The 26,067-nt window shown below is 56.1% G+C and carries 25 protein-coding genes and 1 tRNA gene; 24 read left to right on the top strand and 2 right to left on the bottom strand.

The window, feature by feature from the left end:
* Positions 1-250: 250 nt before the first annotated feature.
* The 9 genes from DWY76_RS10025 to DWY76_RS09985 all read left to right on the top strand — a co-directional run bounded on the left by DWY76_RS10025 (position 251) and on the right by DWY76_RS09985 (position 6,606).
* On the top strand, positions 251-409 hold the full coding sequence (locus DWY76_RS10025; protein ID WP_242959119.1) for a hypothetical protein: 159 nt from the start codon (positions 251-253) through the stop codon (positions 407-409).
* Positions 410-452: 43 nt separating this feature from the next.
* Complete coding sequence (locus tag DWY76_RS10020; RefSeq protein WP_097775158.1) at positions 453-734, top strand: hypothetical protein; 282 nt, start codon at positions 453-455, stop codon at positions 732-734.
* Complete coding sequence (locus tag DWY76_RS10015; protein WP_097784816.1) at positions 734-1,441, top strand: ImmA/IrrE family metallo-endopeptidase; 708 nt, start codon at positions 734-736, stop codon at positions 1,439-1,441. The genes DWY76_RS10020 and DWY76_RS10015 overlap by 1 nt, the downstream gene beginning before the upstream one ends.
* A 533-nt stretch (positions 1,442-1,974) precedes the next feature.
* Entirely contained in the window at positions 1,975-2,466 is a 492-nt protein-coding gene (locus tag DWY76_RS10010; RefSeq protein WP_015565818.1) for a sigma-70 family RNA polymerase sigma factor, read from the top strand.
* Positions 2,467-2,839: 373 nt separating this feature from the next.
* The gene (locus tag DWY76_RS10005) at positions 2,840-3,091 is read left to right on the top strand and encodes a hypothetical protein (protein WP_120081249.1); all 252 of its coding nucleotides are present in this window, start codon (positions 2,840-2,842) and stop codon (positions 3,089-3,091) included.
* A gap of 62 nt (positions 3,092-3,153) precedes the next feature.
* Entirely contained in the window at positions 3,154-3,828 is a 675-nt protein-coding gene (locus DWY76_RS10000; RefSeq protein WP_097771475.1) for a type II toxin-antitoxin system PemK/MazF family toxin, read from the top strand.
* Positions 3,819-4,628 (top strand): DUF6551 family protein, encoded by an 810-nt coding sequence (locus DWY76_RS09995; protein WP_120081248.1) that lies wholly within the window; start codon positions 3,819-3,821, stop codon positions 4,626-4,628. Before DWY76_RS10000 ends, DWY76_RS09995 begins: the two co-directional genes overlap by 10 nt.
* A 113-nt stretch (positions 4,629-4,741) precedes the next feature.
* Positions 4,742-5,107 carry a helix-turn-helix domain-containing protein gene (locus tag DWY76_RS09990; RefSeq protein WP_113993110.1) on the top strand — a complete coding sequence of 122 codons (366 nt, stop codon included), beginning with the start codon at positions 4,742-4,744 and terminating at the stop codon, positions 5,105-5,107.
* 2 nt (positions 5,108-5,109) lie between these two features.
* Positions 5,110-6,606, top strand: a complete 1,497-nt coding sequence (locus DWY76_RS09985) for a site-specific integrase (protein WP_097775163.1) — start codon at positions 5,110-5,112, stop codon at positions 6,604-6,606.
* Positions 6,607-6,668: 62 nt separating this feature from the next.
* On the opposite strand, the gene DWY76_RS09980 is transcribed toward DWY76_RS09985, so the two are convergent.
* A tRNA-Leu gene (locus DWY76_RS09980) sits at positions 6,669-6,747 on the bottom strand.
* 570 nt (positions 6,748-7,317) lie between these two features.
* Here DWY76_RS09980 and DWY76_RS09975 point away from each other — a divergent pair.
* The 7 genes from DWY76_RS09975 to rfbB all read left to right on the top strand — a co-directional run bounded on the left by DWY76_RS09975 (position 7,318) and on the right by rfbB (position 17,002).
* Positions 7,318-9,207 (top strand): HD domain-containing phosphohydrolase, encoded by a 1,890-nt coding sequence (locus DWY76_RS09975; RefSeq protein WP_207665847.1) that lies wholly within the window; start codon positions 7,318-7,320, stop codon positions 9,205-9,207.
* Between the two features lie 155 nt (positions 9,208-9,362).
* A complete protein-coding gene (locus DWY76_RS09970) occupies positions 9,363-10,412 on the top strand; it encodes a SpoIID/LytB domain-containing protein (protein ID WP_165852616.1) in 1,050 nt (349 codons plus the stop codon).
* 130 nt (positions 10,413-10,542) lie between these two features.
* Positions 10,543-12,966 (top strand): glycosyltransferase, encoded by a 2,424-nt coding sequence (locus DWY76_RS09965; protein ID WP_120081246.1) that lies wholly within the window; start codon positions 10,543-10,545, stop codon positions 12,964-12,966.
* A gap of 5 nt (positions 12,967-12,971) precedes the next feature.
* Positions 12,972-13,763 (top strand): glycosyltransferase, encoded by a 792-nt coding sequence (locus DWY76_RS09960; RefSeq protein WP_120081245.1) that lies wholly within the window; start codon positions 12,972-12,974, stop codon positions 13,761-13,763.
* Between the two features lie 329 nt (positions 13,764-14,092).
* Positions 14,093-14,980 (top strand): glucose-1-phosphate thymidylyltransferase RfbA, encoded by an 888-nt coding sequence (gene rfbA / locus DWY76_RS09955; RefSeq protein ID WP_005944568.1) that lies wholly within the window; start codon positions 14,093-14,095, stop codon positions 14,978-14,980.
* Between the two features lie 21 nt (positions 14,981-15,001).
* Complete coding sequence (gene rfbD / locus DWY76_RS09950) at positions 15,002-15,919, top strand: dTDP-4-dehydrorhamnose reductase (RefSeq protein WP_097775168.1); 918 nt, start codon at positions 15,002-15,004, stop codon at positions 15,917-15,919.
* An 18-nt stretch (positions 15,920-15,937) separates the two neighbouring features.
* The gene (gene rfbB / locus DWY76_RS09945; RefSeq protein WP_097776439.1) at positions 15,938-17,002 is read left to right on the top strand and encodes a dTDP-glucose 4,6-dehydratase; all 1,065 of its coding nucleotides are present in this window, start codon (positions 15,938-15,940) and stop codon (positions 17,000-17,002) included.
* A 127-nt stretch (positions 17,003-17,129) separates the two neighbouring features.
* On the opposite strand, the gene DWY76_RS09940 is transcribed toward rfbB, so the two are convergent.
* Positions 17,130-17,729 carry a uridine kinase gene (locus DWY76_RS09940; RefSeq protein WP_120081244.1) on the bottom strand — a complete coding sequence of 200 codons (600 nt, stop codon included), beginning with the start codon at positions 17,727-17,729 and terminating at the stop codon, positions 17,130-17,132.
* A gap of 447 nt (positions 17,730-18,176) precedes the next feature.
* On the opposite strand from DWY76_RS09940, the gene DWY76_RS09930 reads away from it, so the two are divergent.
* The 8 genes from DWY76_RS09930 (at position 18,177) to DWY76_RS09895 (ending at position 26,066) form a co-directional block, all read left to right on the top strand.
* Positions 18,177-18,761: a DUF3793 family protein gene (locus DWY76_RS09930; RefSeq protein WP_097776441.1), complete on the top strand. Its 585-nt coding sequence runs from the start codon at positions 18,177-18,179 to the stop codon at positions 18,759-18,761.
* 445 nt (positions 18,762-19,206) lie between these two features.
* Positions 19,207-19,422 carry a FeoA family protein gene (locus tag DWY76_RS09925; RefSeq protein ID WP_005944556.1) on the top strand — a complete coding sequence of 72 codons (216 nt, stop codon included), beginning with the start codon at positions 19,207-19,209 and terminating at the stop codon, positions 19,420-19,422.
* Positions 19,423-19,504: 82 nt separating this feature from the next.
* Positions 19,505-19,726: a FeoA family protein gene (locus DWY76_RS09920; protein WP_005944554.1), complete on the top strand. Its 222-nt coding sequence runs from the start codon at positions 19,505-19,507 to the stop codon at positions 19,724-19,726.
* A gap of 25 nt (positions 19,727-19,751) precedes the next feature.
* Entirely contained in the window at positions 19,752-21,938 is a 2,187-nt protein-coding gene (feoB, locus tag DWY76_RS09915) for a ferrous iron transport protein B (RefSeq protein ID WP_120081243.1), read from the top strand.
* Positions 21,939-21,971: 33 nt separating this feature from the next.
* Positions 21,972-22,151: a FeoB-associated Cys-rich membrane protein gene (locus DWY76_RS09910; RefSeq protein WP_120081242.1), complete on the top strand. Its 180-nt coding sequence runs from the start codon at positions 21,972-21,974 to the stop codon at positions 22,149-22,151.
* Positions 22,152-22,261: 110 nt separating this feature from the next.
* Positions 22,262-22,666: a MarR family transcriptional regulator gene (locus tag DWY76_RS09905; protein WP_005944549.1), complete on the top strand. Its 405-nt coding sequence runs from the start codon at positions 22,262-22,264 to the stop codon at positions 22,664-22,666.
* On the top strand, positions 22,663-24,393 hold the full coding sequence (locus tag DWY76_RS09900) for an ABC transporter ATP-binding protein/permease (protein ID WP_120081241.1): 1,731 nt from the start codon (positions 22,663-22,665) through the stop codon (positions 24,391-24,393). The genes DWY76_RS09905 and DWY76_RS09900 overlap by 4 nt, the downstream gene beginning before the upstream one ends.
* A 2-nt stretch (positions 24,394-24,395) precedes the next feature.
* Positions 24,396-26,066, top strand: a complete 1,671-nt coding sequence (locus DWY76_RS09895) for an ABC transporter ATP-binding protein (protein WP_120081240.1) — start codon at positions 24,396-24,398, stop codon at positions 26,064-26,066.
* Position 26,067: the final 1 nt, after the last annotated feature.

The raw sequence follows: 26,067 nt of genomic DNA, 5'->3' as shown, positions 1-26,067 counted from the left end.
ATAACAAGAACACTCCTTTGTGATCCGGTAGCTCTATTATAGTATAGAAAATATAAGAAATCAACAGGAAATCTCTAAAATGGCGACAAATGCGTAATTGACATCTCCATAAAGTGGGTGTATAATCAAACCAAATCCACAAATAACAGCCTTTTGATGTTATTTTCGTATGGGATTGTGTTTGTTTGGCGTTTTTTTGCGAGGTGATACTATGAGAAAAGAAAATGTAAGATGTCCAATGTGCGGAACCATGAATTATGATGTGGATCTTGATGAAACCGGTGGCTGGACAAAATGCCGTCTGTGCAAAGCAGTGACCTGCTCTATGGATGAGTGGAAAAAACATACAGTGTCCGTTCCGCTGTTGAACGAAAAACAGCTCGTGGCACGCAGTATGATTCGCAAGTAATGCACGCCGTGTTTTGATAAATCCGCAAAAAAGAGGAATTCTGATGTGTGGTGATTACAACCTTCGCCGTGAGAAAAGATACGTCGAAGTGGACGTTCGTTTTACTCCTGACGGTAAGATCCGCCCTCTTGCCATAAACTATGACAAGGCTCACACTTATGGAATTGATCGTGTCTTGGCAGTCAAACATGGGACATCACGCCTAGGCGGAAAAGGTCACTGCTTCACCTGCCTGATCTGCGGTCAGAAGCGGAATCTTTGGCTTGAACGGGGCAAGTGGTTCGTGGAAGCCTACTGCTCCGTGCCGGAAAGCTGTGCTTCGTAATGGCAAGATACTTATCCCGCGCAGATCTTTCGCACATAGCGGGTAAGTATATCGACCAGTACTATACCCGTTTCGGGATCAGTAAAGATGACCCAGAACCCATTGACCCTGAACGGCTCGCAAGTTCTGTTCTTGGGCTGAATGTGAAAATGCTGCCGCTATGCAGCGATGGAAGTATTCTAGGACTGACTGTTTTCCAGAAATGCGGTTTTACCGTAACCTTGGGGGACGGGACAAAGCTTGTGGAGGTGTTCATGCCGAAGGACGTTGTAATCGATTCCGCCCTTGCGTCAGACAGCTGCACCGGATGCCGGAATTTCACGATAGCGCATGAAGCGGCGCACCATATACTGGCTGACCTGTTTCCGAACGACTACGGAAAAGCAGTCAAGTGCCGTGGGCACATTGCCTATCGGGAACGAAACGGACAGCCCTCATGGGAAGAATGGCAGGCGAATACCCTTGCAGCGGAGCTGCTGATGCCAACATTTCTGGTCAACGCCGAAATAGAACGTGCAGCGCTGTGCCTGCCAAATGGAATCCTGTACAAATCCGCATCGGACCCGAACTATGAAAGAATTCTGGAGATGGCTGCACGGATCGGGGTATCGTGGTCTGCGATCAGGATCAGATTACAGCAGATGCAGGTCATCAACGGAAAACCCATCCACTGCCATCCATTGGACGTCATTCGATTTGGAGAATAATATGACTTGGTCAAATAATCGCTCTTTTAAGAGTAAACCGCTGAACAATATACAGCAGGCACAATTCAGCATTGGCTGGAGGTTTTGTCCGGTTTGCGGACACAAGCTCTACCAAAAAAACGAGAGCTGTTCAGGCTCTATCAGCATAAAGTGCCTCAAGTGCGGTAACATAGCAACAGTTGACTTAGCCTACCGCAGACGCTGACTTTTTTAGACAAACCACAATTTCAAAAATCGGGTGCATTGCACCCTGAATATGGACTGTTCGTCACTGAGCAACGGGCCATTGCCGCAAGGCAATGTATGAAACGCGCACCAAATAGCCGGGCAACAGCTGATAGAGTGATTCTGCTTTAGAACCGCTCTGTTAGTTGGTTGTCCGGCTATTTTTTTAGCCTTCAGGTAGCCTGCTCCCGTAAAAAGGAGCAGGCTTTATGTTTGTCCGTTTTTCATGGATGCCCCAAGCGGCGAAATATCCGTAGCCTTCCAAATTTTCGACTTTTTACGACTTATCGAAAATTTGGAGGTTTACGATGTCTTTTAATAAAGGCTATGAGTTGAAGAAGTTTGAAGCACACTGGGAAAAGTTGCGCATCGAGTACGCAGCTGCGGGAATGACGAAAGAGGCCATCCAGAAGATGTACGATTATGACCGTCAGCAATTCAATTCGGAGCGTACCTTTATCGAGCGGACGCAGGAATTCACCGCTCCTGCGTATGAAAGCTCTGAGGAAGAAGCGTCGCCTTTGATGCTACGCTATCAGGATGCGATTACCGTGACAGATACTTACCACGAAACTAAAAGCCGTTTTGCATGGATTGGTGAGATTGAGAACGAGCAGTTGCTTACTGCACTCGAAACTTTGAAAACCGAAGATTTGGAAATCATCACCATGTACGCTTACGAGGGATACGACATCACTGAAATTTCTAAAGTCTACGGCGTATCTCGGCCCACTATTAGTATCAAAATCAAGAGAATTACTAAATTTTTGAAAAACTTCAATTTCAATGCTACGAATTGACCTTTCTCGTCGGCTACCAAGTGAGAGGACGATTTCCCAAGCGGCACCTGCCGCAGGGCGAAACGTCCGACCTCAGGGACCTTGAAAACTGAATAGTTCCGTCATCTGGTACTCCGATAATGATACTTCCGTAATTCGCGGCCCGGTCACAAAGCAGACGGGGTGGCTGAAATGCCAATGAAGCGGTACAAGTCCGCTGCCAGATGTTCATGCCCCACTCGCAGGGAGCCGAGGGCGAATATGCGAGACCTTTAATCATATTGATCCGGGAACTGTCGGGTACGTTCCACGCATCCGGCAGTTCCCGTTTTTTACGTACTCTTATTTATTCTTTATCCGAATATTCACTTTTGATACATAGGAGGACACTTTTATGGACGAGTTGAACCCCACGGTGCGCGAGCAGGAGATCTACGAGGAGATGGAGCTGACCCCTGAGATGGTCAAGTCCATCCGAACTCTCTGCGGTACCTGTCTGCGGCACTTTGTGGATGCAAAGGCTTTCAAAATCGCGCTTGTACCCAGCCCAGACCGGAGCATGGACACATGCACCGTCTGCCAGATGCGGCGCGGCTATGATTATGTGGTCATGCACCGCAGACCCAACCATACCACCATACCTTGAACGAAGCTCGTTGCGGAACATCCGGCAGCGGGCTTTGCACATAACAACATGGAGGTACAATTTTGCAGCAAAACTGGAAATTCCAACGCGGAGACATCTTCTTCACCCATTTCGGGGCGAGCACCGGCTCGGAACAGCACGGTGACCGCCCGGCGGTCATTCTTCAGAATGACGTGGGCAATTATCACTCTCCGACCCTGATCGTTGCGACCATGACAAGCAAGGCGGAAAAGAAAGTAAACCAGCCGACCCACTGCCTGTTGGAAAACGCAGGGTTGAATATGCCGTCCGTTGTGCAGGCAGAGCAGATCTTCACCATCGACAAAAGCCGGGCACTGAAGTATCTGGGGCATCTGACCCCAGAGGAGATGCGCCGGGTGGATGATGCGGTTCGCATCAGCCTTGCGCTGAACCCTATGGGCAGCATCCAGCAGATAGAGCCTATCCGGCGCTCTACGGCGGTTTATGCGCCGCCTGAGGTGGTGGATGGCAAACCGCCTGTCTACCCCTATACGCCCATCCGGTCGTCCTTTGAGAACGCCGGAAGCATCGAGGAAATGATGCTGTACACCGAACTGCAATCCGCGGTTCATGCCATGATCCAGCGGCTCGAATATAGCTTCACCTTCAATCCCAGCCTGCTCACCAGCCCGAAGCGTAAGCAGCAGGTGACTGAGATCTTAGAGGAAGCCGAGAAGTACATTTGGAGGATTAAGGAGGAAATGCGATGCGCCTGAACGACAACAATACTTTCATTGGTATCAACCCGCCGTACCAGCTCATGGTCATCCACAGCAGCAAGCTGATCTATCCCCGCGAGATCTACCAGCGGGGCGTAGAGCGCAAGAGGGTGGAGCTGATCGCAAGGGACTTCAACGAGTACATCGTTAACGAGCCGAAGGTCAGCTTCCGCAACGGCAGGTACTATGTAATGGATGGGCAGCACACCATCGAGGGCTGCATCCTCCTCAACGGCGGCGAGGACCGCCCGATCCTCTGCAAGGTCTACACCGGTCTGACGATGGAGCAGGAAGCCCTGCTCTTTGCCGAGCAGAACGGTCACGCCGCACCCCTGTCGGCGGGCATCAAGCTGCGCGCCAAGGTGGTGGGCGGCGATGCGCCTTCCAAGGCGTTTGTCGCAGCCACTAACCGGGCGGGGCTTTCCCTCAACTACGACAGTATGCAGCTGAGCGACTACCGCATCGGCTGCGTGGGCACGGCGCTGAAGCTGTACGACCAGCTGGGCGAAGAGATCTACTGCGAAGCTCTGCGGCACATCGTGGAAGCGTGGGAGGGCAAACCGGATTCCTTCCGGGCGGCTGTCCTGCGGGGCGTGATGTACTTTGTGCAGCTGTATCATGGGCAGTACAGCGAGGAGCGGCTTGTCCGTGCGCTGAGCGGCGTCCATCCCATGGAGCTCTACCGTGTCAGCCGGGATAACCCCGCCAAGCTTCCGGGCTGGCGGCGGTACGTTTACCCCATCTACACCACCTACAACGGCAAGTGCAGGAAAGACGCACTGCCGATGAAGTTCTAAGCTCAAATATCTCCTTTGGCAAGTGAGATGGTCCCCGAAAAAGACCATCACACTTTACATATAGTATTTTCTGCTGAATAATCGACATATTGAACTAGAAAGAGAGGACAGGAATGAGCGAGATCGCAGCCTGCACTTTGATTCAGGAAGAGCCTGACCGAAAGACGGAGAGGTATCTGACGATGTTCAAGGACTACCCGGATGTGGTGACGGTGGAGCATCTTCAGGAAATGCTTGGCATCTGCCGGAAGAATGCGTATCTGTTGGTCAAGCAGAATAAGATCCACTCGGCGCGTGTAGGACGCAGCTATAAGATACCAAAACTCTGCGTGGTAGAGTACCTGCTCGATCAGGATCGGCAACTTGGAGGGATGCACCTTTCAAACTCCCTTGTGCCATCCTTGCAAAACACTCCAGAATCTTCTAAACTTATGATGCCTAAGCAAAGGACGTTTGGCTGCGAACAGAAAGGAGCATAACTATGACAAATGTGGCCGGACATTTAAGAGAACAAAACGGTATGTATCAGATGATTCTGAGCTGGAAAGACACAGATGGAAAGCGCAGAACCAAATCCATCAGCACAGGACTTCCTGTTAAAGGAAACAAAAAAAGAGCTGAATCTCTGTTGCGTAAAACACAAAAAGAGTTTAACCCTGAAACGATGCAGCAGGTTTCCGACCTGCCGGTATCGGAATATCTGAACCGCTGGCTTCGGGAAAGCGTGATGAACCTTCCGCCCGAAACCTATGGCAGATATGCTTATGATCTGGGAAGAGTAGTTGTCCCATACTTTGAAAAGAAGCGGCTGTCTTTGAAAGCACTCTCTCCGCGCGATCTGGAAACGTTCTTCCGCTATGAGCGTCAGCAGGAGGAGGCCAGTGTACAGCAGCTTCTGGATTGGCACAAGGAGTTGACCGATGCCCTACAATATGCCGTTGACAATAATTGGCTGAAGGTCAGCCCCATCAAAGAAGTTGACCCCTGCCTTGATAACTCCCCGGTACTTTTCACCGACTTCATCACGGACTGGTTGAAAATGATGAAGTCACGAGTGGAAATCACAACCTATACCAGCTATGAAAGAGCAATCGTTCACAAGATCGTCCCATATTTTGAACCGCTCCACTATACATTGCAGGATATGGAACAGCATCCCAAATACATCCAAGACTTCTACCAGCATGAGTTGGATCGTGGCCTTACGGCAAACACCGTCATTCACTATCACGCCAACATCCGCAAATGCTTGCAGTACGCTTTTCAAATCGGCATGATCCGTTCCAACCCGGCAGATCGCGTTGAACGTCCTCGTAAGGAAAAGTTCAAGTCGGAGATTTACAGCGGTGAAGAACTGGAGCAGCTTTTCAAAGCGATTCAAGGTGACCCTTCGGAGTTTGGCGTTATCATGGCTGCATTCTACGGCCTGCGGCGCAGTGAAGTTGTTGGCTTGAAATGGGATGCCATTGACTTTGAAAACAAGAAAATCAGCATTCAGCATACGGTTGTGACCGCAAAGGTCAACGGAACGCTAACAGAAATCGCACGAGATAAGACAAAAACAAAGTCGAGCTGCCGGACACTTCCCCTAATCCCTGCCTGTGAGCAGATGCTCAATAAAATGAAAAAGGAGCAGGAGCAGAATCGGAAGGTCTGCGGCAAAAGCTATTGCACCGATTATCTTGACTATATCTATGTAGACCCGATGGGAAAACGGATTCGGCCCGATTTCCTGAGCCAACATTTCCCGGATTTTCTGGTCGCACACCAGATGAAGCGTATCCGCTTTCACGATCTGCGCCATAGCTGCGCCAGTCTGCTCTATGCCAATGGCGTGAGCCTGAAGGAGATTCAGGAGTGGCTGGGGCACAGCGACATCAGCACGACAAGCAACATTTATACACATCTGGATTTCTCCAGTAAGGTATCTTCGGCGAATGCAATCGTCAATATCTTCCCAGAAAACGCCAAAGTATAAAAAATGGACAAAAAAGAAAAACAGCCTAAAATCTTTCGATCCTAAGCTGTTTTATGATGGAGTGCCGATGGTGGGACTCGAACCCACATGGTTTCCCGAACGATTTTGAGTCGTTTGCGTCTGCCATTCCGCCACATCGGCTTATATTCAATTTTGGGACATTAGTACCGGTTTCTGGAGATTGGAGGGATGTTCAGGAGGGATGTAAGAAATCTTGCTCCGACAAACCCTCAAAATCCAACGTATACTCGTGAATTTCTCGTACAGACACGGAAAATCACGAAGGGGATTTTGAGTCCCCCTCGTCTGCCATTCCGACACACCGGCTGATATACAATTCAAAAGAACGTTACTATTATAGCGGATTCTGCGCACAAAATCAAGACTGAGTTTCCGGCGGAAACACGTGGACTGTTCCCGGGCAGAGCGGGCAGCAGACGGCCGGAAAACTGCACTCCCCAATTTGCGTCGCTTTGTGCGGCACAGTACGGTGTCTGATGAGGAAATTTGACAAAAATAAAGAGCTTACGTTGATTTTACAGGATCAAAACGACACATTCCGCACCGCGGGCTGCAAGGGGTGAAGATTGACGTATTCTGGTAAAAAATAGTATAATGTTATTCGTGAAGGAATGCCGTGCGGCCCAAAACGCGCGGTTTTGCAGCGGGGGATATGCGATGACGAGCAAAAAAAACAGAACACGCCAGCAGATGGAAGAGGAAATGCGCCAGCTCCGCAAGGTGTTCATGACGGTGCGCCTGATGAAGGCGGACGAGGTGCAGGGCGGCAAAAAGGGCAGCGCGCCCTGCTATGCCCAGTGGCGGCGCAGCCGTCCGTGTGAAAACTGCGTGGCAAGGCAGGCGCTGGAAAAGAACACCCGGAAAACAAGGCTGGAATACTTTGGGCAGGAGCTGTACGAGATCACGGCCAGCTGTGTGCAGGTGGATGGCCAACTCTGTGTGCTGGAGCTGACCCGCAAGATCGACCGCAGCGTTCTGTTGGACCCGGAAAACGGTGAGCGGCTGCTCAACAGTATTACCGACGAGCGGGAAAAGCGCTACCGCGACCCGCTGACCGGTGCCTACAACCGCACCTATTACGATGAGAACTACCGCTACCGCAGCATTACCGCCGGTGTGGCGATGCTGGATATGGACGATCTGAAGTTCTCCAACGATGTTTACGGCTCCGGTGCAGGCAATAGCGTGCTGGAAACGGCGGTAAGCACCATCCGGCGCGGCCTTTCGGAAAAAGACCGCCTGATCCGCTACGACGGCGGCAGGCTGCTTTTGCTGCTACCGGACATCCGGCAGGAACAGCTCAGCCCGCGTCTGGAACAGATCCGTCTGCAGCTGCAGGCGGCCAGCGTGCCGGGCTACTCCCGCATCCGCATGTCGGCCAGCATTGGCGGCGTGTGGATCGACGACGAAAATGTGGACGATGCGGTGCAGCACGCGGAACGACTGATGCACTATGCACGCATCCAGAAAAACACCGTGATCACCGAGCGTCAGCCGGAGCCGCACGCCCTGCAGCCCACCCACAGCCGCCAGAGTGTGCTCATCGTGGACGACTCGGCCATGAACCGGATGCTGCTCAGCCAGATGCTGAACAGCCAGTTCGACACTGCCGAAGCGGCTTCCGGCGAGGACTGCCTGCGCCTGCTGGAACAGAACCCCACCGGCATCTCCGTTGTGCTGCTGGATATCCACATGACCGGCATTGACGGCTTTACCGTGCTGGAAGCCATGAGCCAGCGCGGAATGCTGGAAGAGATCCCGGTCATCATGATCTCCAGCGAGGACAATGTGGACACGGTGCGCCGCGCCTTTGATCTGGGTGCGTCCGATTATATCAGCCGCCCCTTTGATGCAAGGGTGGTGTATCAGCGCATTACCAACACCATCCGCATGTATGCAAAGCAGCGCCGCCTGAGCGCCATGGTGGCGGATCAGGTGTCGCAAAAGGAAAAGCGCAGCCAAATGATGATCGGCATTCTGAGCCGGGTGGTGGAGCGACGCAACGGCGAGAGCCGCACCCATGTGCAGCACATCAGCACCCTGACCGGAATGCTGCTGGACCATCTGGTGCAAAAGACCGAGACTTACCCCCTGACGCAGGAGATGCGCCGTACCATCAGCATGGCCTCGGTGCTGCACGACATTGGCAAAATGGAGATCGGGGAGCAGGTCCTGAACAGCCCGGAGCCGCGCACGCCGGAGGATGAAGAAACCATGCGCCAGCATACCCTGCTGGGTGCACGGATGCTGGAAGAGCTGGATGCCTACCGCGACGAAGATTTTGTGCGGGTAGCCTATCAGATCTGCCGCTGGCACCACGAGCGGTACGACGGCAGCGGCTACCCGGACCAGCTGGTTGGCGAACAGATCCCCATTGCGGCACAGGTGGTCGGTCTTGCGGATGCCTACGAAACGCTGACCACTGGCAGCGGAAGCCAGCCGCCGGTACCCTGCACGGCTGCAGTGCAGATGCTTTGCACAGGCGAGGCCGGGGCGTTCAATCCGGTGCTGCTGGACTGCCTGCGGGAGATCGAGAACGAGATCGACGATGCCATGCGTCGTCGGCCGGAGACCTTATAAATCAGACCGGAGAGCAGCCCGAACGGGAAAGGCCCTCCGGTTTCTTCTTTGTCCAGATGTGAAAACGAAAGTCCAGTCCTTGCCCGCAGGCGCAGGCTGTGTTACACTGTAAAAAATACAGTCAGAAATCTGCAAAAAACAGGAGGAGATCACTTTTGAAACATCTGCATCGGTTTGTGCGCCGCGCGGCGGCGTTTGTGCTGGCAGCAGCACTGTGCGTTTGCGTGCTGGCCCCGGCGGCTTCGGCAGCCACCACTATGGGCGGCGCGGACACGACCCTGATCCCTGCCGAGGAGGAAAACTGCCTTGCATGGCTCTTTGGCACCAGTGATACCATCACCATGCCTTACCTCAACATCAAGGGAAAAGGCCTGCAGCGCAATGTCACGCTGAACCTTGTGGACTGCCTTGTGGGCATTACCTACACGGAGCTTGGCTCCATTGGCAGCTATGTCAGCGCCAGCGCCGCCCAGCAGGCGTGGAAGGCGCAGGCGGTGGCCATCCATTCCTATCTGGAATACCACAAGCAGTACGGCGCCTCTTCCAATGCGCTCATCTACACTCCGGTGGATCAGATCCCGTCCTCGGCACGGGAAGCCATCCGCAGGGCGGTGGAACCGGTGAAAAATGAGATCCTTACCTACAACGGCAGCGTCTGCGACGCCGTGTGGTCGGCCAGTGCGGGCTATAACACCCAGACCGGCGTGTACGGCACCTGCTCCAGCCGGGACGCATGGGGCACCGATGTGCCCTATCTGCAGAGCGTGGAGAGCCCCTACGAGGAGCAGTACCACAACAAGCTGCGCCGGGTCATCGGAAAAGACTATACCTATAAAGAGTATAACGACAGCCGCACCGGCGAGCCCTACGTCAGCGCCGACACCACCCACAAGGATCTGGGCGGCTTTGTGCAGTACAACACCTTTGTTTCCAATGGCCGCAGCTACCGCTATATCGGCCAGTTCGTTTCCTCCCGCTACTGCTTCGACTTTGGCGCGGACGAAAGCGGCACTCCCTGCATGACCTATTACGGCTTTGGCCATGGCGTGGGCATGAGCCAGTGCGGTGCTGTGGGTTACGCACAGGAGCAGGGCATGGGCTACCGGGAGATCCTGAGCCACTACTACACGGGTGTGAGCATTTCCACTTCCGGCAGCTCCGGCGGTGGGTTCTTTGGCTGGCTGCACAGCCTGTTCCACTGGTAAGCAGTGGAAAACTGCAAAGAAATGCGCGCAAAACCTTCTCAAATCATGCCGGATTTGGTATACTATAAATCGTGTGATTTTTTGAGAGATCATTTTAAGATAAAAAAGTTCCATAGGAGCGGAGATCGGAATGGATCAGGAAAAAGAAACCAAACGACAGGCCGAGCGCTGCCGTGCACTGGCGCAGCGCATCGTGCGGGAGCTGACCCCTGCCAGCATTCAGGTGCTGGGCGGCAGCGGCGCACTGGCCGAAGCACTGGAAAAGGCCGGCGCACAGCTGCTGCCGGAGAATGCAGAGCAGGGCACCGCTGCCCTGCTGGTGGTGGAGGACCCGGAATGGGTGGATCTGCCCGCACTGCAGTGTGCACAGGTGCTGCTGGTATGCACCGATGCATCGGCCATGGCTGACTGTGCAAAGCAGCTGGCCGCACAGGGCCTGTACCGGGATTTTGAGTGGAAGAACCGCGGCAAAGCCCAGCAGACCGCGCTGTTCTGCCGCAGCGCCGCTGTGCAGGATGCACAGCAGCTGCTGGCAGGCTACGAGATGACGCTGGACGATCTGCGAGAGCGGATGCAGCAGGCCGAGCGCACCAGCGAAGAGCAGACGGCTCAGCTGGAACGCCTGCGCAGTGATCTTTCGCTGAGCCGCAGCCATGAGCAGGATCTGGAAAAGACACTGAACAATGTGACCAGCTCTACTTTCTGGAAGATGAGCTGGCCGCTGCGCTACTTTGTCAGCAAGGGCCGTCAGCTGGCACACACCTTCCCGCCGTTCGTCTTTCTGGGCCAGCTGCGTCGGGTGGGCATTTCCGGCGTGCGTGCGCAGGCAAAGGCCAAAAAGGAATACGCGAAGCTGTTCCCGGGCAGGACCATGCGCGCCGACCGCTTTGCCAGCGCAGAGCTGCTGGTAAGGCAGGCGGCCGACCAGCCCGCCGCGCCGCGCATCAGCATCGTGGTGCCGCTGTACAATACGCCGCAGCAGTTTCTGGTGGAGCTGCTGGACTCGGTGCAGAACCAGACCTATCAGAACTGGGAGCTGTGCCTTGTGGATGCCGGTCAGGACGAGACGGTGGGCCAGACCGTAGCAGCCCGTGCTGCGGAAGACCCCCGCATCCGCTACCAGAAGCTGGAAAAGAACGAGGGCATTGCGGGCAACACCAATCAGGGCTTTGCGCTGGCAACGGGCGAGTTCATCGCCCTGCTGGACCACGATGATATCCTGCACCCCTGTGCTCTGTGGTACGTGGCACAGGCCATTGCCGAACAGGGCGCAGACTTTGTGTATACGGATGAAGTGACCTTTGAGGGCGACATCGACCATCTGACCGTTTACCATTTCAAGCCGGATTATATGCTGGATAATCTGCGCTCCAACAACTATATCTGCCACCTGAGCGTGTTCAGCGCAAAGCTGCTGGCCGCTGTGGGCGGCGATGAGCGTGCAGCCTACAACGGCAGTCAGGACTATGACCTCTACCTGCGCCTGACCGAAAAGGCGCACAAGATCGTGCATATCCCGCATCTGCTGTACTACTGGCGCTCCAGCCCCACCAGCGTGGCAAGCAACATTTCGGCCAAGACCTACTGTCTGGAAGCTGCGGTCAAGGCCCTGTATGCTCACTACGAGCGTGTGGGTGTGCCGGTGGATGAAGTTTCCATGATCCCGGGTACGCCGGGCTTCTATAAGACGGACTATACCATCACAAAGCCGGGCCGGGTCAGCATCCTGATCCCCAGCTGCGACCATTCTTCCGACCTGCGCACCTGCGTGGAGTCCATCTACCGCAGGAGCACCTATGAGGATCTTGAGATCATCGTCATCGAGAACAACAGCAGGGAGCCTGCCACCTTCCGCTGCTATGAAAAGCTGCAGAAGGAGCACAAGAACCTGAAGGTGATCACATGGCGGGGCACCGGCTTCAACTACAGCGCCCTGAACAACTTTGGCGCAAAGGAAGCCACCGGCGAATACCTGCTGCTGCTCAACAACGATACCGAGGTCATTTCTCCGCGCTGGATCGAAGAAATGCTCATGTACGCCCAGCAGGACCGTGTGGGCTGCGTGGGCGCAAAGCTGCTTTATCCGGACAACACCATCCAGCACGCGGGCATCGGCTTCGGCTTTTTGACCCTTGCGGCCCACATGCACAAGAACTTCCCGGTGGGCCACCCCGGCTATATGGGACGTCTGGTCTATGCACAGGATGTGTATGCGGTCACTGCCGCCTGCCTGATGGTGCGCAGGAGCGTCTACGAGCAGGTGAATGGTCTGGACGAGAGCTTTGCTGTGGCCTTCAACGACGTGGACTTCTGCGTGCGCGTGCGCGAAGCGGGCTATACCAACGTGTTCACCCCGTTTGCACAGCTGTACCACTACGAGAGCAAGAGCCGTGGTCTGGACGAGAACCCGGTCAAGCGCAAGCGCTTTATCTCGGAGGTGGAGCGCTTCCAGAAGCGGTGGGCAAAGCAGCTGGCCGCAGGCGACCCCTGCATGAACCCGAACTTTGACCTGATGAAAGAGGACTTCAGCTTTGACATCAAACCGCTGGAGTGAACGACATGGAACTTTCTGCTTGTATTGTAGTTTATAACGGCGCGGATGAAGCGCTCAGGGCGGCACAGACCGTGCTGGACTGCACCCGCCGCCACCCGCTGACGCTGTATCTGGTGGACAACGCCAGCCCGGACGGCAGCGGCCAGTGCCTTGCCAAGGCCGCAAAGGACGGCACCCTGCACATCCGCAAGGACCAGAAGGTGGAGGTGCTCTGCCGCATGGAAAACGGCGGCTTTGGCACCGGCCACAACACGGTGCTCAGCCTGCTGCAAAGCCGGGTACACTTTATCCTGAACCCGGATATCCAGCTCACTGCAGATACGCTGAGTGACCTTGCAGACTGGATGGCACAGCACCCCGGCGTGGTGATGGCGCGGCCCGCGCTCACCTTCCCGGACGGGCGGCCCCAGCGCCTGCCGCTGCGCCGGTGCAGTGTGCGGGCCATGGTGTACCGCCAGCTGCCCTGCCTGAAATTCTGGGCAAAGTACAACGAGCGCTATCTCATGGCGGACAAAGACCTGACAAAACCCACCGAGATCGAGTTCTGCACCGGCAGCTTCTCGGCCGTGGACACTGCGGTGTTCAAGGCTGTGGGCGGCTTTGATGAGGACTACTTCATGTATGTGGAGGACGCCGATCTCACCCAGAAGATGCGCACCCGGGGCAAGGCGTATCTGGTGCCCCAGTACACCGCCATCCATGCATGGCACCGCGCGGCGCACCGCAGCCTGAAGCCCTTTTTGTGGCAGCTGCGCAGCCTGCTGCGCTATTTCTCCAAGTGGGGCTTTGCGTGGTAACTCCCCCAGTCAATGCCTGCGGCATTGCCAGCCCCCTCGGAGAGGGGGCCTTTTGGGCGGAACAAATGCGAGATTGAAGGAGTTTCAGAACGGCTTTTCCGGAAAATTTTTCGGGAAAGCCGTTCTTTCTTGCTTTTTGTGTGATTTGATAGTAAAATAAAGTGAACTGCTATTCCCATTTTGCCATTTTGGGCAGGGGGGAGCGGCTCCTGAATTTGTTTACAGCGGACGCAGCTCCGCTTTGAATCCATACGTCATCCGGGCGGTCTCCCGTCTGGGCGGCGTACAGCTGCACAACTTTTCAATCTATTTTAAAGGAGTGCACAAATATGAAAGGTATCATTCTTGCCGGCGGTGCCGGCACCCGGCTTTACCCGCTGACCATGGTCACCAGCAAGCAGCTGCTGCCGGTCTACGACAAGCCGATGATCTATTACCCCCTGTCCACGCTGATGCTGGCAGGCATTCAGGACATCCTGATCATCTCCACCCCGACCGATACGCCTCGCTTTGAGGCGCTGCTGGGTGATGGCAGCCAGTACGGCATCCATCTGCAGTATAAAGTTCAGCCCTCTCCGGACGGTCTGGCACAGGCCTTCATTCTGGGTGAAGAGTTCATTGGCGACGACTGCTGCGCCATGATCCTGGGCGATAACATCTTCTACGGCAACGGCTTCTCCAAGATCCTCAAGACCGCCGCTGCCAATGCGGAAAACAAAGGCCGCTGCACCGTGTTCGGCTACTATGTGCAGGACCCGGAACGCTTTGGCATCGTGGAGTTCGACAAGGACGGCAAGGTGCTCAGCGTGGAGGAAAAGCCTCAGCATCCCAAGTCCAACTACGCCATCACCGGCCTGTACTTCTATAACAAAGAGGTCGTGAAGATGGCAAAGCAGGTCAAGCCCTCTGCCCGCGGCGAGCTGGAGATCACCACCCTGAACGACATGTATCTGAAGAAGGACGAGCTGGATGTTCAGCTGCTGGGCCGCGGCTTTGCATGGCTGGACACCGGCACCATGGACAGTCTGGTGGAAGCAGCCGATTTTGTGCGCATGATCGAGAAGCGCCAGGGCATCAAGATCAGTGCGCCGGAAGAGATCGCCTTCAAGTACGGCTGGATCGACCGCGACACCCTGCTGGAAAGCGCTGAGCGCTACGGCAAGAGTCCTTACGGCCAGCACCTGAAGAACGTTGCAGACGGCAAGCTGCGCTATTAAGCAAAAGAGAGGCATACCCATATGAAAATCATTGTTACCGGCTGCAAGGGTCAGCTGGGCACCGAGATCCTCAAGCAGCTGCGCGAAGGCCGCAGCGAGATCGGCCCCATCCCCGAAAAGCTGCTCAATGCCACGGTGATCGCCGTGGACCTGCCGGATCTGGATATCTCCAACTACAAAATGGTGGACGAGTTCATCCGCCGCAACCGCCCGGATGTCATCATCAACTGCGCTGCTTACACCAATGTGGACGGCTGCGAAGTGAACCATGATGCCGCCTTCAAGGCAAATGCCCTCGGCCCCCGCAATCTGGCACAGGCAGCGGAAAAGACCGGTGCACGACTGGTACACGTCTCCACCGATTATGTGTTCTCCGGCCGTGAGAACGGCGGCGTTGCACAGGACGAAGCCACCATTCCCGGCCCCATCAGCGCCTACGGCTCCACCAAGCTCATGGGTGAAAAGTACGTGGAACAGTTCTGCCACCGTCACTTCATCGTGCGCACCGCGTGGCTCTACAGCTACTACGGCAAAAACTTCGTCAAGACCATCGTGAACGCAGGCAAGAAGTTTGGCAAGCTGGAAGTGGTCAATGACCAGTGCGGCAACCCCACCAATGCGGTGGATCTGGCCCACGAGATCCTGCAGCTGTGCGTGACCCACGAGTACGGCCTGTACCACTGCACCGGCGAGGGCATCTGCTCGTGGTATGATTTTGCGTCCGAGATCATCCGCCTGTCCGGCGTGGATGCCGCTGTGGCACCCTGCACCAGCGAGGAATACAAGGCAAAGCACCCGGAAAGCGCCGACCGCCCCAAGTGGAGCGCACTGGACAACCGGATGCTGCGCTGCACCGTGGGCAACGATGTGCGCGACTGGAGAGACGCTCTGGCCTGCTTCTTCGCCCACTGGGACGGCGACAACGGGATGAAAGACTGAAAAGAGGAAATTGAACCTATGAAAACCTATCTGATCACCGGCTGCGCCGGTTTTATTGGCTCCAACTTTGTGCATTATATGCTCAAGAAATACCCGGAGATCCTGCTGGTCAATCTGGATAAGCTGACCTACGCCGGCAATCTGGAAAACCTGAAGGATGTGGAGGGTGACCCCCGCCATGTGTTCGTGCAGGGCGATATCTGCGACAAGGAGCTGGTGGAAGGCCTGTTCCAAAAGTACGATTTCGATTACGTCATCAACTTTGCCGCCGAGAGCCACGTGGACCGCTCCATCAAGAACCCCGAAATTTTTGTGCAGAGCAACGTGATGGGCACCGTCAACCTGCTGCAGCGCGCCAAGGAAGCATGGTATGATGCCGATGCCAAGACTTGGAAAGAGGGCAAGAAGTACCTGCAGGTGTCCACCGATGAGGTGTACGGCGCACTGGGTGCGGACGGCTTCTTTATGGAGACCACCCCCCTGTGCCCCCACAGCCCCTATTCTTCCTCCAAGGCCAGCGCCGATATGTTCGTTATGGCATTCCACGATACCTACGGCATGCCCGTGAACATCACCCGCTGCTCCAACAACTACGGCCCCTACCAGTTCCCGGAGAAGCTGATCCCCCTGATGATTAACAACGTCAAGCACCACAAGCAGCTGCCCGTCTACGGCGACGGTATGCAGATCCGCGACTGGCTGTATGTGGAAGATCACTGCAAGGCCATCGACATGGTAGCCAACGGCGGCAAGATCGGTGAGGTGTACAACGTGGGCGGCCACAACGAGCGCCCCAACATCTTCATCGTCAAGACCATCATCAACCAGCTCCACGACCGTCTGCAGGACGAGGGCATCAGCGAGGACCTCATCAAGCATGTGGCCGACCGTCTGGGTCACGACCGCCGCTATGGCATCGACCCCACCAAGATCAAGAACGATCTGGGCTGGTACCCCGAGACCCCCTTTGAGAAGGGCATCGTGCTGACCATTGACTGGTACCTGAACCATCAGGAGTGGATGGACCATGTCACCAGCGGCGATTACCAGAACTACTATCAGGATATGTACAAGAATAAGTAACAGCCTGTAAACCAAGCAAAACCAAAAGCCGGACAGCCCGCAAGCTGTCCGGCTTTGTTTGGTTCAAGGGGTGTTCTTCCGCTTTGCTATATGGCACCTTGGTCTTGCCGGCGGCGCGGAAGCCATTTCAAATCGTCTCGCTTTGGGTGGTGTCTACCACAAAATCCGCCGTCTCCGCAATGTGGTACTGGGCAAAATAGCCCTCCTCCAGCGGCACCCACCGGGCGGCAAAGTTTACATATCGCTCCCCCTCCCGCGCCTGCAGGCGGTGGGTCTGCTCTTCTTTTGCGCAGGTCAGGAACACCCGCAGCGTTTCGCAGCCGGTCAGCAGCGGGTGGTGGCTGTAGCTGCCCTCCAAAATCACCAGCGGCTGCGCGGCCAGCTCCCGCGCGGGCAGGTACGCACCCTCGCGGCAGGAATAGGCACGGTACTGCACCGGCTGGCCCTCGTAGGCTGGGCGCAGGGCTTCGTCCCGCAGGCGGTCAAGGTCCATATTGGCGCAGGGCGTTTTCTCCCAGCTGCGGATGCGCTGTGCAGGCGGCAGGTAAAAATCATCGGTGTGCAGGGTGATGCTGGCCGGGAACTGCCGGGCCAGCGTATTCGCAAGGGTGGTCTTGCCGCTGCCGCAGCGGCCATCCAGCGCCAGCACCAGCGGCTTTGTGGGCTGCTGTGCCAGTGCGGCGGCAAGAAGGGAGATCAGGCCCGGCGGTGCAATGTTCTGTGGCATGGATGCGTGCTCCTTTTATAAGATAGAACCCTCTCAGTCATTGCTGCGCAATGCCAGCTCTCCCGAAGGGGAGAGCTTTTGAATGCGCTGACTCTATAAAGAGCTCCCCCTTCGGGGGAGCTGGCGCGTTAGCGCCTGAGAGGGTTTTCCTTATTATACCACAGCCTGCGCCAAAACGGTAGAATGCACAAAAAGCGAGGTGGAGAAAACTGCGGTTCGTCACGAATAACTTTTTTCAAGAAAAGTGTTGACAACGGCCCACCGCTGTGGTAAGATACAGTCACGTTAGAAATAACTAACCGCAAGAAACAGATCGGCAGGCCGAAGCCTTGAATGCTCCGTGCAAAGCTGCTTCTTTTTTGGAATCAGGGTTAGAAATATCTAACTTATAACCACGGCGCATCCGGGGAACAATAGCCCGGAGAAACAAGGCGGGAGGGCGCAGACATGGAGCGTAATTTTGAAACGGTCATGATCGAACAGTGTGCCCCGGTGCTGGCAAGCCTGAAACCGGCAGGCCTGTTCCGCTATGAGACCCGCGACTGCGCCGACCTTGCGCGCCGGGTGAAAAACTGGAACACTCAGCTGAACCCCAAGGGCCTGCGTGTGCGGGTGCTCAAGGGCTGCGTGCTCAACCACCGGTATCTTGTGTATGTCTACCGCGAAAGCAAGCTGGCTGCCGTGCTGGCAGATGAAAAGGTGCAGAGCTTTCTGCGGCAGGAGGGCTACCGCCTGCCGGAAGCGGGCGAAGCACCGGATGTGGGCAATATGCTCACTCAGCTTTCCCGCAAGCTGTGCTGTTCGGCAGAATTTCCGCATGAGATTGGGGTGTTCCTCGGCTATCCGCTGGGCGATGTTGTGGGCTTTATCGAGAACCGCGGCAAAAACTTTACCTGTTGCGGCTGCTGGAAGTCCTACGGCGACCCGGATGCAGCGCAGAAGCACTTTGACCAGCTGAGCAAGTGCACAGCAGTCTATCTGCGGCTGTTCCACAGTGGAACACCCATTCTCCGCCTTGCCGTGGCGGCTTAAAAATTGTCATTCTCTTTTCAAATACTCTCTTTTTATCCTGGCACCTGCTGGTGTCCACGCACTGGCAGGAAAGAAATCCTCCTTTTGACACGCGGCCGCGCGGTGCAGACTGACCACTGTACCACGCGGCTGTGTCATTTGCAGCAAAAGAGCACAGCAGAGCAGAGAAAAAGCTTTGTGATAGTTTACAAGATGCCGCCAAAAAAGAACAAGAAAATGTAAACAATAGCTAACTTTGATTCAATAATTTGAGTTAGTTGTTGTTGATTGTGGTGAAAAAACGGAAAAAATCAGGCAGAAAAATTGTTTGTTCATATGAACTAACTTTTAATTGTGAAAAAACTATTGACATAAAAGGTTAGTGAGCGTAAACTATCCACGTTGGTAGTTGCGGCTGACTAACCGCAGCGATATCCCAGATTCAAACAGGAAGGGAAGCGGAAGTATGATGCCTTTGACAATGGCAAAAGCAGGGGAGACCGTCACCATCAAAAAGATCACCGGCAAGGACGAGATCCGGCTGCATCTGGCAGAGCTGGGTTTTGTGGTGGACAGTGAGGTAACGGTCGTCAACGAGATCGCAGGCAACCTGATCATTCAGGTCAAGGAGAGCCGCATCGCGCTGGACAAGACCATGGCAAACCGTATCATGATTGGCTGAACAGTGCCCAGGCGCTGTTTGGGAGCTGCTCCGAAACTGGAATAGTCTCTCTATAAAGACAAGCAGAGGAGGATGGTTAAGTATGAAAACTCTGAAAGACGTAAAGGTCGGCGAGACCGCTACTGTGGCAAAGCTGCACGGTGAAGGCCCGGTCAAGCGCCGCATCATGGACATGGGCATCACCAAGGGTGTTGAGATCTATGTCCGCAAGGTGGCACCTCTGGGCGACCCCATGGAGCTGACCGTGCGCAACTACGAGCTGAGCGTGCGCAAGGCCGATGCTGAAATGATCGAAGTAGTCTGATCCCAAAGGGAGGAAGGATTAAGCAATGAGCATTAAAATTGCACTTGCCGGCAACCCGAACTGCGGTAAAACGACCCTGTTCAACAATCTGACCGGCTCCAACCAGTATGTCGGCAACTGGCCCGGCGTTACGGTGGAAAAGAAGGAAGGCAAGCTGAAGGGCGATAAGGATGTTATCATTCAGGACCTGCCCGGTATCTACTCGCTGTCTCCGTACACGCTGGAAGAAGTGGTTTCCCGTACTTATCTGGTCAAGGAGAAGCCCGATGCCATCCTGAACATCATCGATGGTACCAACATTGAGCGTAACCTGTACCTGACCACCCAGCTGATCGAGCTGGGTATCCCGGTGGTCATGGCTGTGAACATGATCGATCTGGTGCGCAAGAACGGTGATAAGATCGACCTGAAGAAGCTGAGCGCAGAGCTGGGCTGTCAGGCGGTGGAGATCAGCGCACTGAAGGGCGAGGGCACCGAGGCTGCTGCAAAGGCTGCTGTGGCTGCTGCAAAGGCTACCAAGGCTGCTGAACTGCCCCATGTGTTCACCGGCAGCGTGGAGCACGCCATTGCCCACATCGAAGAGTCCATTCAGGGCAAGGTGGATGACCGCTTCCTGCGCTGGTATGCTGTCAAGCTGTTCGAGCGCGACGAGAAAGTCATGGACGAGCTGAAGCTCGACAAGAGCCTGATCGACCACATCGACCAGCACATCAAGGACTGCGAAGCTGAGATGGACGATGACGCTGAGAGCATCATCACCAACCAGCGCTATGCATATATCAACACCGTCGTGGGCAAAGCTGTTAAGAAAAAGGCCCGCGTGGAGCACCTGACTGTTTCCGATAAGATCGACCAGATCGTGACCAACCGTATTCTGGCTCTGCCCATCTTCGCACTGGTCATGTTCCTGATGTACTCCCTGTCCATGGGCACCTCCATTGCAGACGGCGGCTGGGCCATTGGTACCTTTGCCACCGACTGGACCAACGATGTCCTGTTCGGTGAAATTGTTCCCAATGCTCTGGGCGGCTTGCTGGAGAGCGTCGGCGTGGCAGGCTGGCTGTACGGCCTGATCATGGACGGCATCGTTGCCGGTGTCGGCGCAGTTCTGGGTTTCGTTCCCCAGATGCTGGTGCTGTTCTTCCTGCTGTCCATTCTGGAGGATGTGGGCTATATGTCCCGTGTCGCCTTCATCATGGACCGTATCTTCCGCAAGTTCGGCCTGTCCGGTAAAAGCTTCATCCCCGTGCTGGTCGGTACCGGCTGCGGCGTGCCCGGTGTTATGGCTTCCCGTACCATCGAGAACGAGCGCGACCGCCGCATGACCATCATGACCACCTGCTTCATCCCCTGCGGCGCAAAGATGCCCATCATCGGCCTCATCGCAGGTGCGATGTTCGGCGGTTCTTCTCTGGTGGCTGTCTCTGCTTACTTCATTGGCATGGCTGCCATCATCTGCTCCGGCGTGATCCTGAAGAAGACCAAGCTCTTCGCAGGTGATCCCGCTCCCTTCGTGATGGAGCTGCCCGCATACCATGTGCCTGCATGGGGCAACGTGTTCCGTGCAACCTGGGAGCGCGGCTGGTCCTTCATCAAGCGCGCAGGCTCCGTCATTCTGGCCGCTACCGTTGTGCTGTGGTTCCTGCAGGGCTTCGGCTTCGAGAACGGTGTCTTCGGCATGGTCGAGGATCAGGACAACTCCGTGCTGGCTGCGATCGCTACCAAGGTCGCATGGATCTTTGCACCTCTGGGCTTCGGCAACTGGCGTGCAACTGTCGCTTCCGTCTCCGGCCTGATCGCAAAGGAGAACGTGGTTGGTACCTTCGGTGTTCTGTATCACTTCGGCGGCGAACTGTCTGAGAACGGCGATGAGATCTGGGCTGCTGTTGCGCAGGACTACACCGCTCTGTCGGCTTACGCCTTCATGATCTTCAACCTGCTGTGCGCTCCCTGCTTCGCTGCTATGGGCGCCATCAAGCGCGAGATGAACAACGGCAAGTGGACGGCCATCGCCATTGGTTACATGTGTGCTCTGGCTTACTGCGCAGCTCTGGTGGTTTACCAGCTGGGCGGCATCATCACTGGTGAGGTCGGCTTCAACTTCTTCACCATCGTGGCTGCTGTGGTTCTGGTCGGCTTCATCTACCTGCTGGTCCGTCCCAACAAGTATGCTGGTGACAACGAGGTCAAAATCGATATCTCCAAGATCTAAAAGAACGCTTTGCACGGAAAGGGTGTGTTTTGTATGATGGAATTTCTCGCCGCGAACTTTAATTTGCCGACGATCATCGTGGGTGCTATCGTGTTTGGCGGTGTGGGCTGGATCACATGGCACTCCCACAAGCATGGCGGCTGCAGTGGGTGCAGCGGCTGCGGTGAAGGCGGCTGCAATGGCAGCTGCAGCGGTTGCAGCGGCTGTCACTGAGCATTGAAATGATCCGCAAAGGGCGCGGGCTGGAAGTTTCGGCTCGCGCCCTTTTTTCAAAAGAAAAAAGTTAGCCTTGAGTAACATCAAAACGAAAGAGAGTGATCGGGATGGAACTTACGTCGGCGCATCTGCGCTATCTGCTGGCGATCTACGAAGTCTCACAGACCCATCTGGATATCAGCTCCCGCAGCATTGCCGAAAAGCTTGGCGTGACCAAGCCCTCGGTGGTGCGTATCATGAATCTGCTCATGGAGCGCGGCATGATCGTAAAGGAGCACTACGGCAAGATCTATATGACAGACCGGGGCATCTGGGTGGCAAAACAGGTGGATCGGGAGCTGAAAACGATCCTGACCCATTTCCCACCGGTCAGTGAGCCGCTGAGCGAAGAAGAGCGCTTTACCGCTGCCCTTGCCATGACCAGTGCACTGCCGGAGCGCATCTTTACCGGCGAATATGAGCGTCTGTTTGGCAGTGATGCAGAAAAAGCAGAAACGGAGAAAGCCCAGTGATCAATAAAAAATTGCTGTCCTTTGACCGCGGTGCGCTGCGGTATGTGGGAGCCAATGTGGCTTTCCAATGGCTGGGGATGCTGTGCAACGTGATCTTTGTGCGGGCCATTGCCCAGCTGGTGGGCGCAGCCTTTGCGGGCAGCCTGACCAGTGCACAGCTGTGGCAGAACCTTGTGCTCTGCCTTGCCACGGTGCCCATGCGCTTTGCCTTTACCATGCTGGCATCGGCCATGAGCGATCAGGCTTCCAAGGATGTCAAGCGCACCCTGCGCAGCAGCATTTACGCAAAGCTTGCCCGCCTTGGCCCCAACTACACCGAGACGGCGGCCACCAGCGAGGTGGTGATGCTGGCCAGCGAAGGGGTGGAGCAGATCGACACCTACTTTGCAAAATACCTGCCGCAGCTGTTTTACAGCCTGCTGGCACCCGTTACCCTGTTTGTGCTGCTGGTGGGCGTGCACGCACGGTCGGCCATCATCCTGCTGTGCTGCGTGCCGCTGATCCCCATGTCCATTGTGGCAGTGCAGAAGTTTGCCAAAAAGCTGCTGGCAAACTACTGGGGCGAATACACCACCCTTGGCGACAGCTTCCTTGAGAACATTCAGGGCCTGACCACCCTGAAAATTTATCAGGCCGACGGCTGGAAGCACGAGCAGATGAACGCGCAGGCTGAGCGCTTCCGCAGGATCACCATGAAGGTGCTCACCATGCAGCTGAACTCGGTGACACTGATGGACCTGATGGCTTACGGCGGTGCGGGCCTTGGCATCATCAGCGCGGTGGCTGCGTTTGCGGCAGGCCGGCTGACCCTGACCGCCACATTGACCATCGTGCTGCTGGCGGCGGACTTTTTCCTGCCGCTGCGGCTGCTGGGCAGCTACTTTCACATTGCCATGAACGGTGCCGCTTCGGCAGAGAAGATCTTCAAGCTTCTGGCAGCGGAAGAGCCTGCCGACGGCGACCGCGTGCCCGGAGAGAATACGACTCTGAAGCTTGAGCATGTCACCTTTGGCTACGAGAAGGACCGCACCATCCTGAACGATGTCTCCTTTACCATTCCGCAGGGCAGCTTTGTCTCGCTGGTGGGTGAGAGCGGCTGCGGCAAAAGCACCATTGCGGCGCTGCTGTCCGGCAGCCGCACCGGCTATACCGGCAGCGTGACGCTGGGCGGCGTGCCGGTGCAGGAGCTGCAGCAGGAACAGCGTCTGCGCACCCTGACGCTGGTGCCCCACAACGCCGCCATCTTCAAGGGTACGGTGGAGAGCAACCTGCGCATGGCAAAGCCGGACGCGGACGAGGCACAGCTCTGGGCGGCATTGGAACAGGTGAATCTGGCCGATTTCTGCCGCAGCCAGAACGGCCTGCAGACCGCTCTGCATGAGGGCGGCAGCAATCTTTCCGGCGGCCAGCGCCAGCGCCTTGCCATGGCCCGCGCCCTGCTGCATGATACGCCCATCTACCTGTTTGACGAAGCCACTTCCAATGTGGATGCCGAGAGCGAGAACGACATCATGCAGGCCATCCACAGTCTGGCCGGAAAAAAGACGATCATCCTGATCTCCCACCGTCTGGCCAATGTGGTGCACAGCGACTGCATCTATGCAATGAGCAATGGCAGTGTGATCGAGCAGGGCACACACGTCGAATTGCTGGCAAAGCAGGGGGCTTACAGCCGCCTGTATCTGGCACAGCGGCAGCTGGAAACACTGGAAGAGGAGGATGCCTGAGCATGAACAAGAGCAATCATCGCAGCCCCTTTGCCATTGTGGGACGGCTGATCGTACTGGTAAAGCCCATGCTGCCCGTTATGCTGGCAGCGATCGTGATGGGGGTGGCAGGCCACTTCTGCGCCACCTTCATTACCATCTTCGGCGGCTTTGGCATCCTGCGTGCGCTGGGCCTTGCCAGTCCGCTCAAAACCGTGAGCACAGCCTTTGCCTGTATTCTGGTGTTTGCCCTGCTGCGCGGTGTTCTGCGCTATGCAGAGCAGGCATCCAACCACTATATCGCCTTCAAGCTGCTGGCCCTGATCCGCGATAAGGTGTTCGGTGCCTTGCGCCGTCTGACCCCTGCAAAGCTGGAAGGCCGTGACCGCGGCGACCTGATCTCGCTGATCACCGCCGACATCGAGGCGCTGGAGGTGTTCTATGCCCACACCATTTCGCCCATCTGCATCGCGTGCATCTGCGTCATCGGCATGACGGGCTTTGTGGGCAGCTGGCACATCCTGCCTGCGTTGGTGCTGCTGGCGGGCTATCTGCTGGTGGGCGTGGCCCTGCCGGTGTGGAGCGCAAAGCGCGGCGACCGTGCCGCCCGGGAGTACCGTCAGGCACTGGCCGATACCAACAGCTATGTGCTGGAAAGCCTGCGCGGCCTGAAGGATACCCTGCAGTATCAGGACACCGCAGCCCGCGCCGAGGGCATCACGGCCCACAGTGAGATGCTGGGCGAAAAGCAGAAGGCGATGAAATACCGCGAGGGCCTGACCGTGGCCATCACGAACACCTTGATCCTGCTCACGGTGCTGGCCGTGCTGGGTGTGAGCCTGAACCTTTACCAGAGCGGTAAAATGGGCGTGGAGGGCGTACTGGTGTGCACCCTTTCGGCCCTCAGCTCCTTTGGCCCGGTGGTGGCGCTGGCAAACCTTGGTGCCAGCCTGACGCAGGTGTTCGCCAGCGCAGACCGCGTGCTGGACCTGCTGGACGAACAGCCCGTCACCGCCGATGTGACCGACGGCACAGACACCGCATTTGCAGGTGCTGCGGCAGAGCATGTGAACTTTGCCTATGCCAATGAGGAGGTGCTGCATGACCTGAGCCTGACCATTCCGGAAAAGAAGATCGTGGGCATCACCGGCCGCTCCGGCAGCGGAAAGTCTACCTTCCTGCGGCTGCTGATGCGCTTCTGGGATGTATCCAGCGGCAGCATCCGCTTTGGCGCAGAGGATATCCGCCGCGTGAACACCGCCGCCCTGCGCGAACAGGAAAGCCTTGTGACGCAGGAGACCGAGCTGTTCGACGATACCATTGAGAACAACATCCGCATTGCAAAGCGGGATGCCACCCGGGAAGAGGTGGAAGCAGCCTGCAAAAAGGCTGCGCTGGACGGCTTTATCCACAGCCTGCCCAAGGGCTATGATACCCCGGTGGGTGAGCTGGGCGGTGCACTTTCCGGCGGCGAGCGCCAGCGCATCGGTGTGGCGCGTGCCTTCCTGCATGATGCACCCTTCCTGCTGCTGGACGAGCCTACCTCCAATCTGGACAGCCTGAATGAGGGGGTGATCCTCAAGGCTGTGCGGGCAGAGTGCAAAGACAAAACGGTGCTGTTGGTCTCCCACCGCAAGTCTACCATGGCGGCGGCAGATATCAGCTTTTCGGTGGAAAGCGGCCGGCTGAGCTGAA

It is taken from the genome of Faecalibacterium sp. AF27-11BH (genome assembly GCF_003603005.1).
In the GTDB taxonomy this organism is placed as follows: Bacteria; Bacillota; Clostridia; order Oscillospirales; family Ruminococcaceae; genus Faecalibacterium; species Faecalibacterium taiwanense.
Note: the sequence above shows the minus strand (reverse complement) of the source record. Positions and strands in the feature narration are given on the sequence as shown.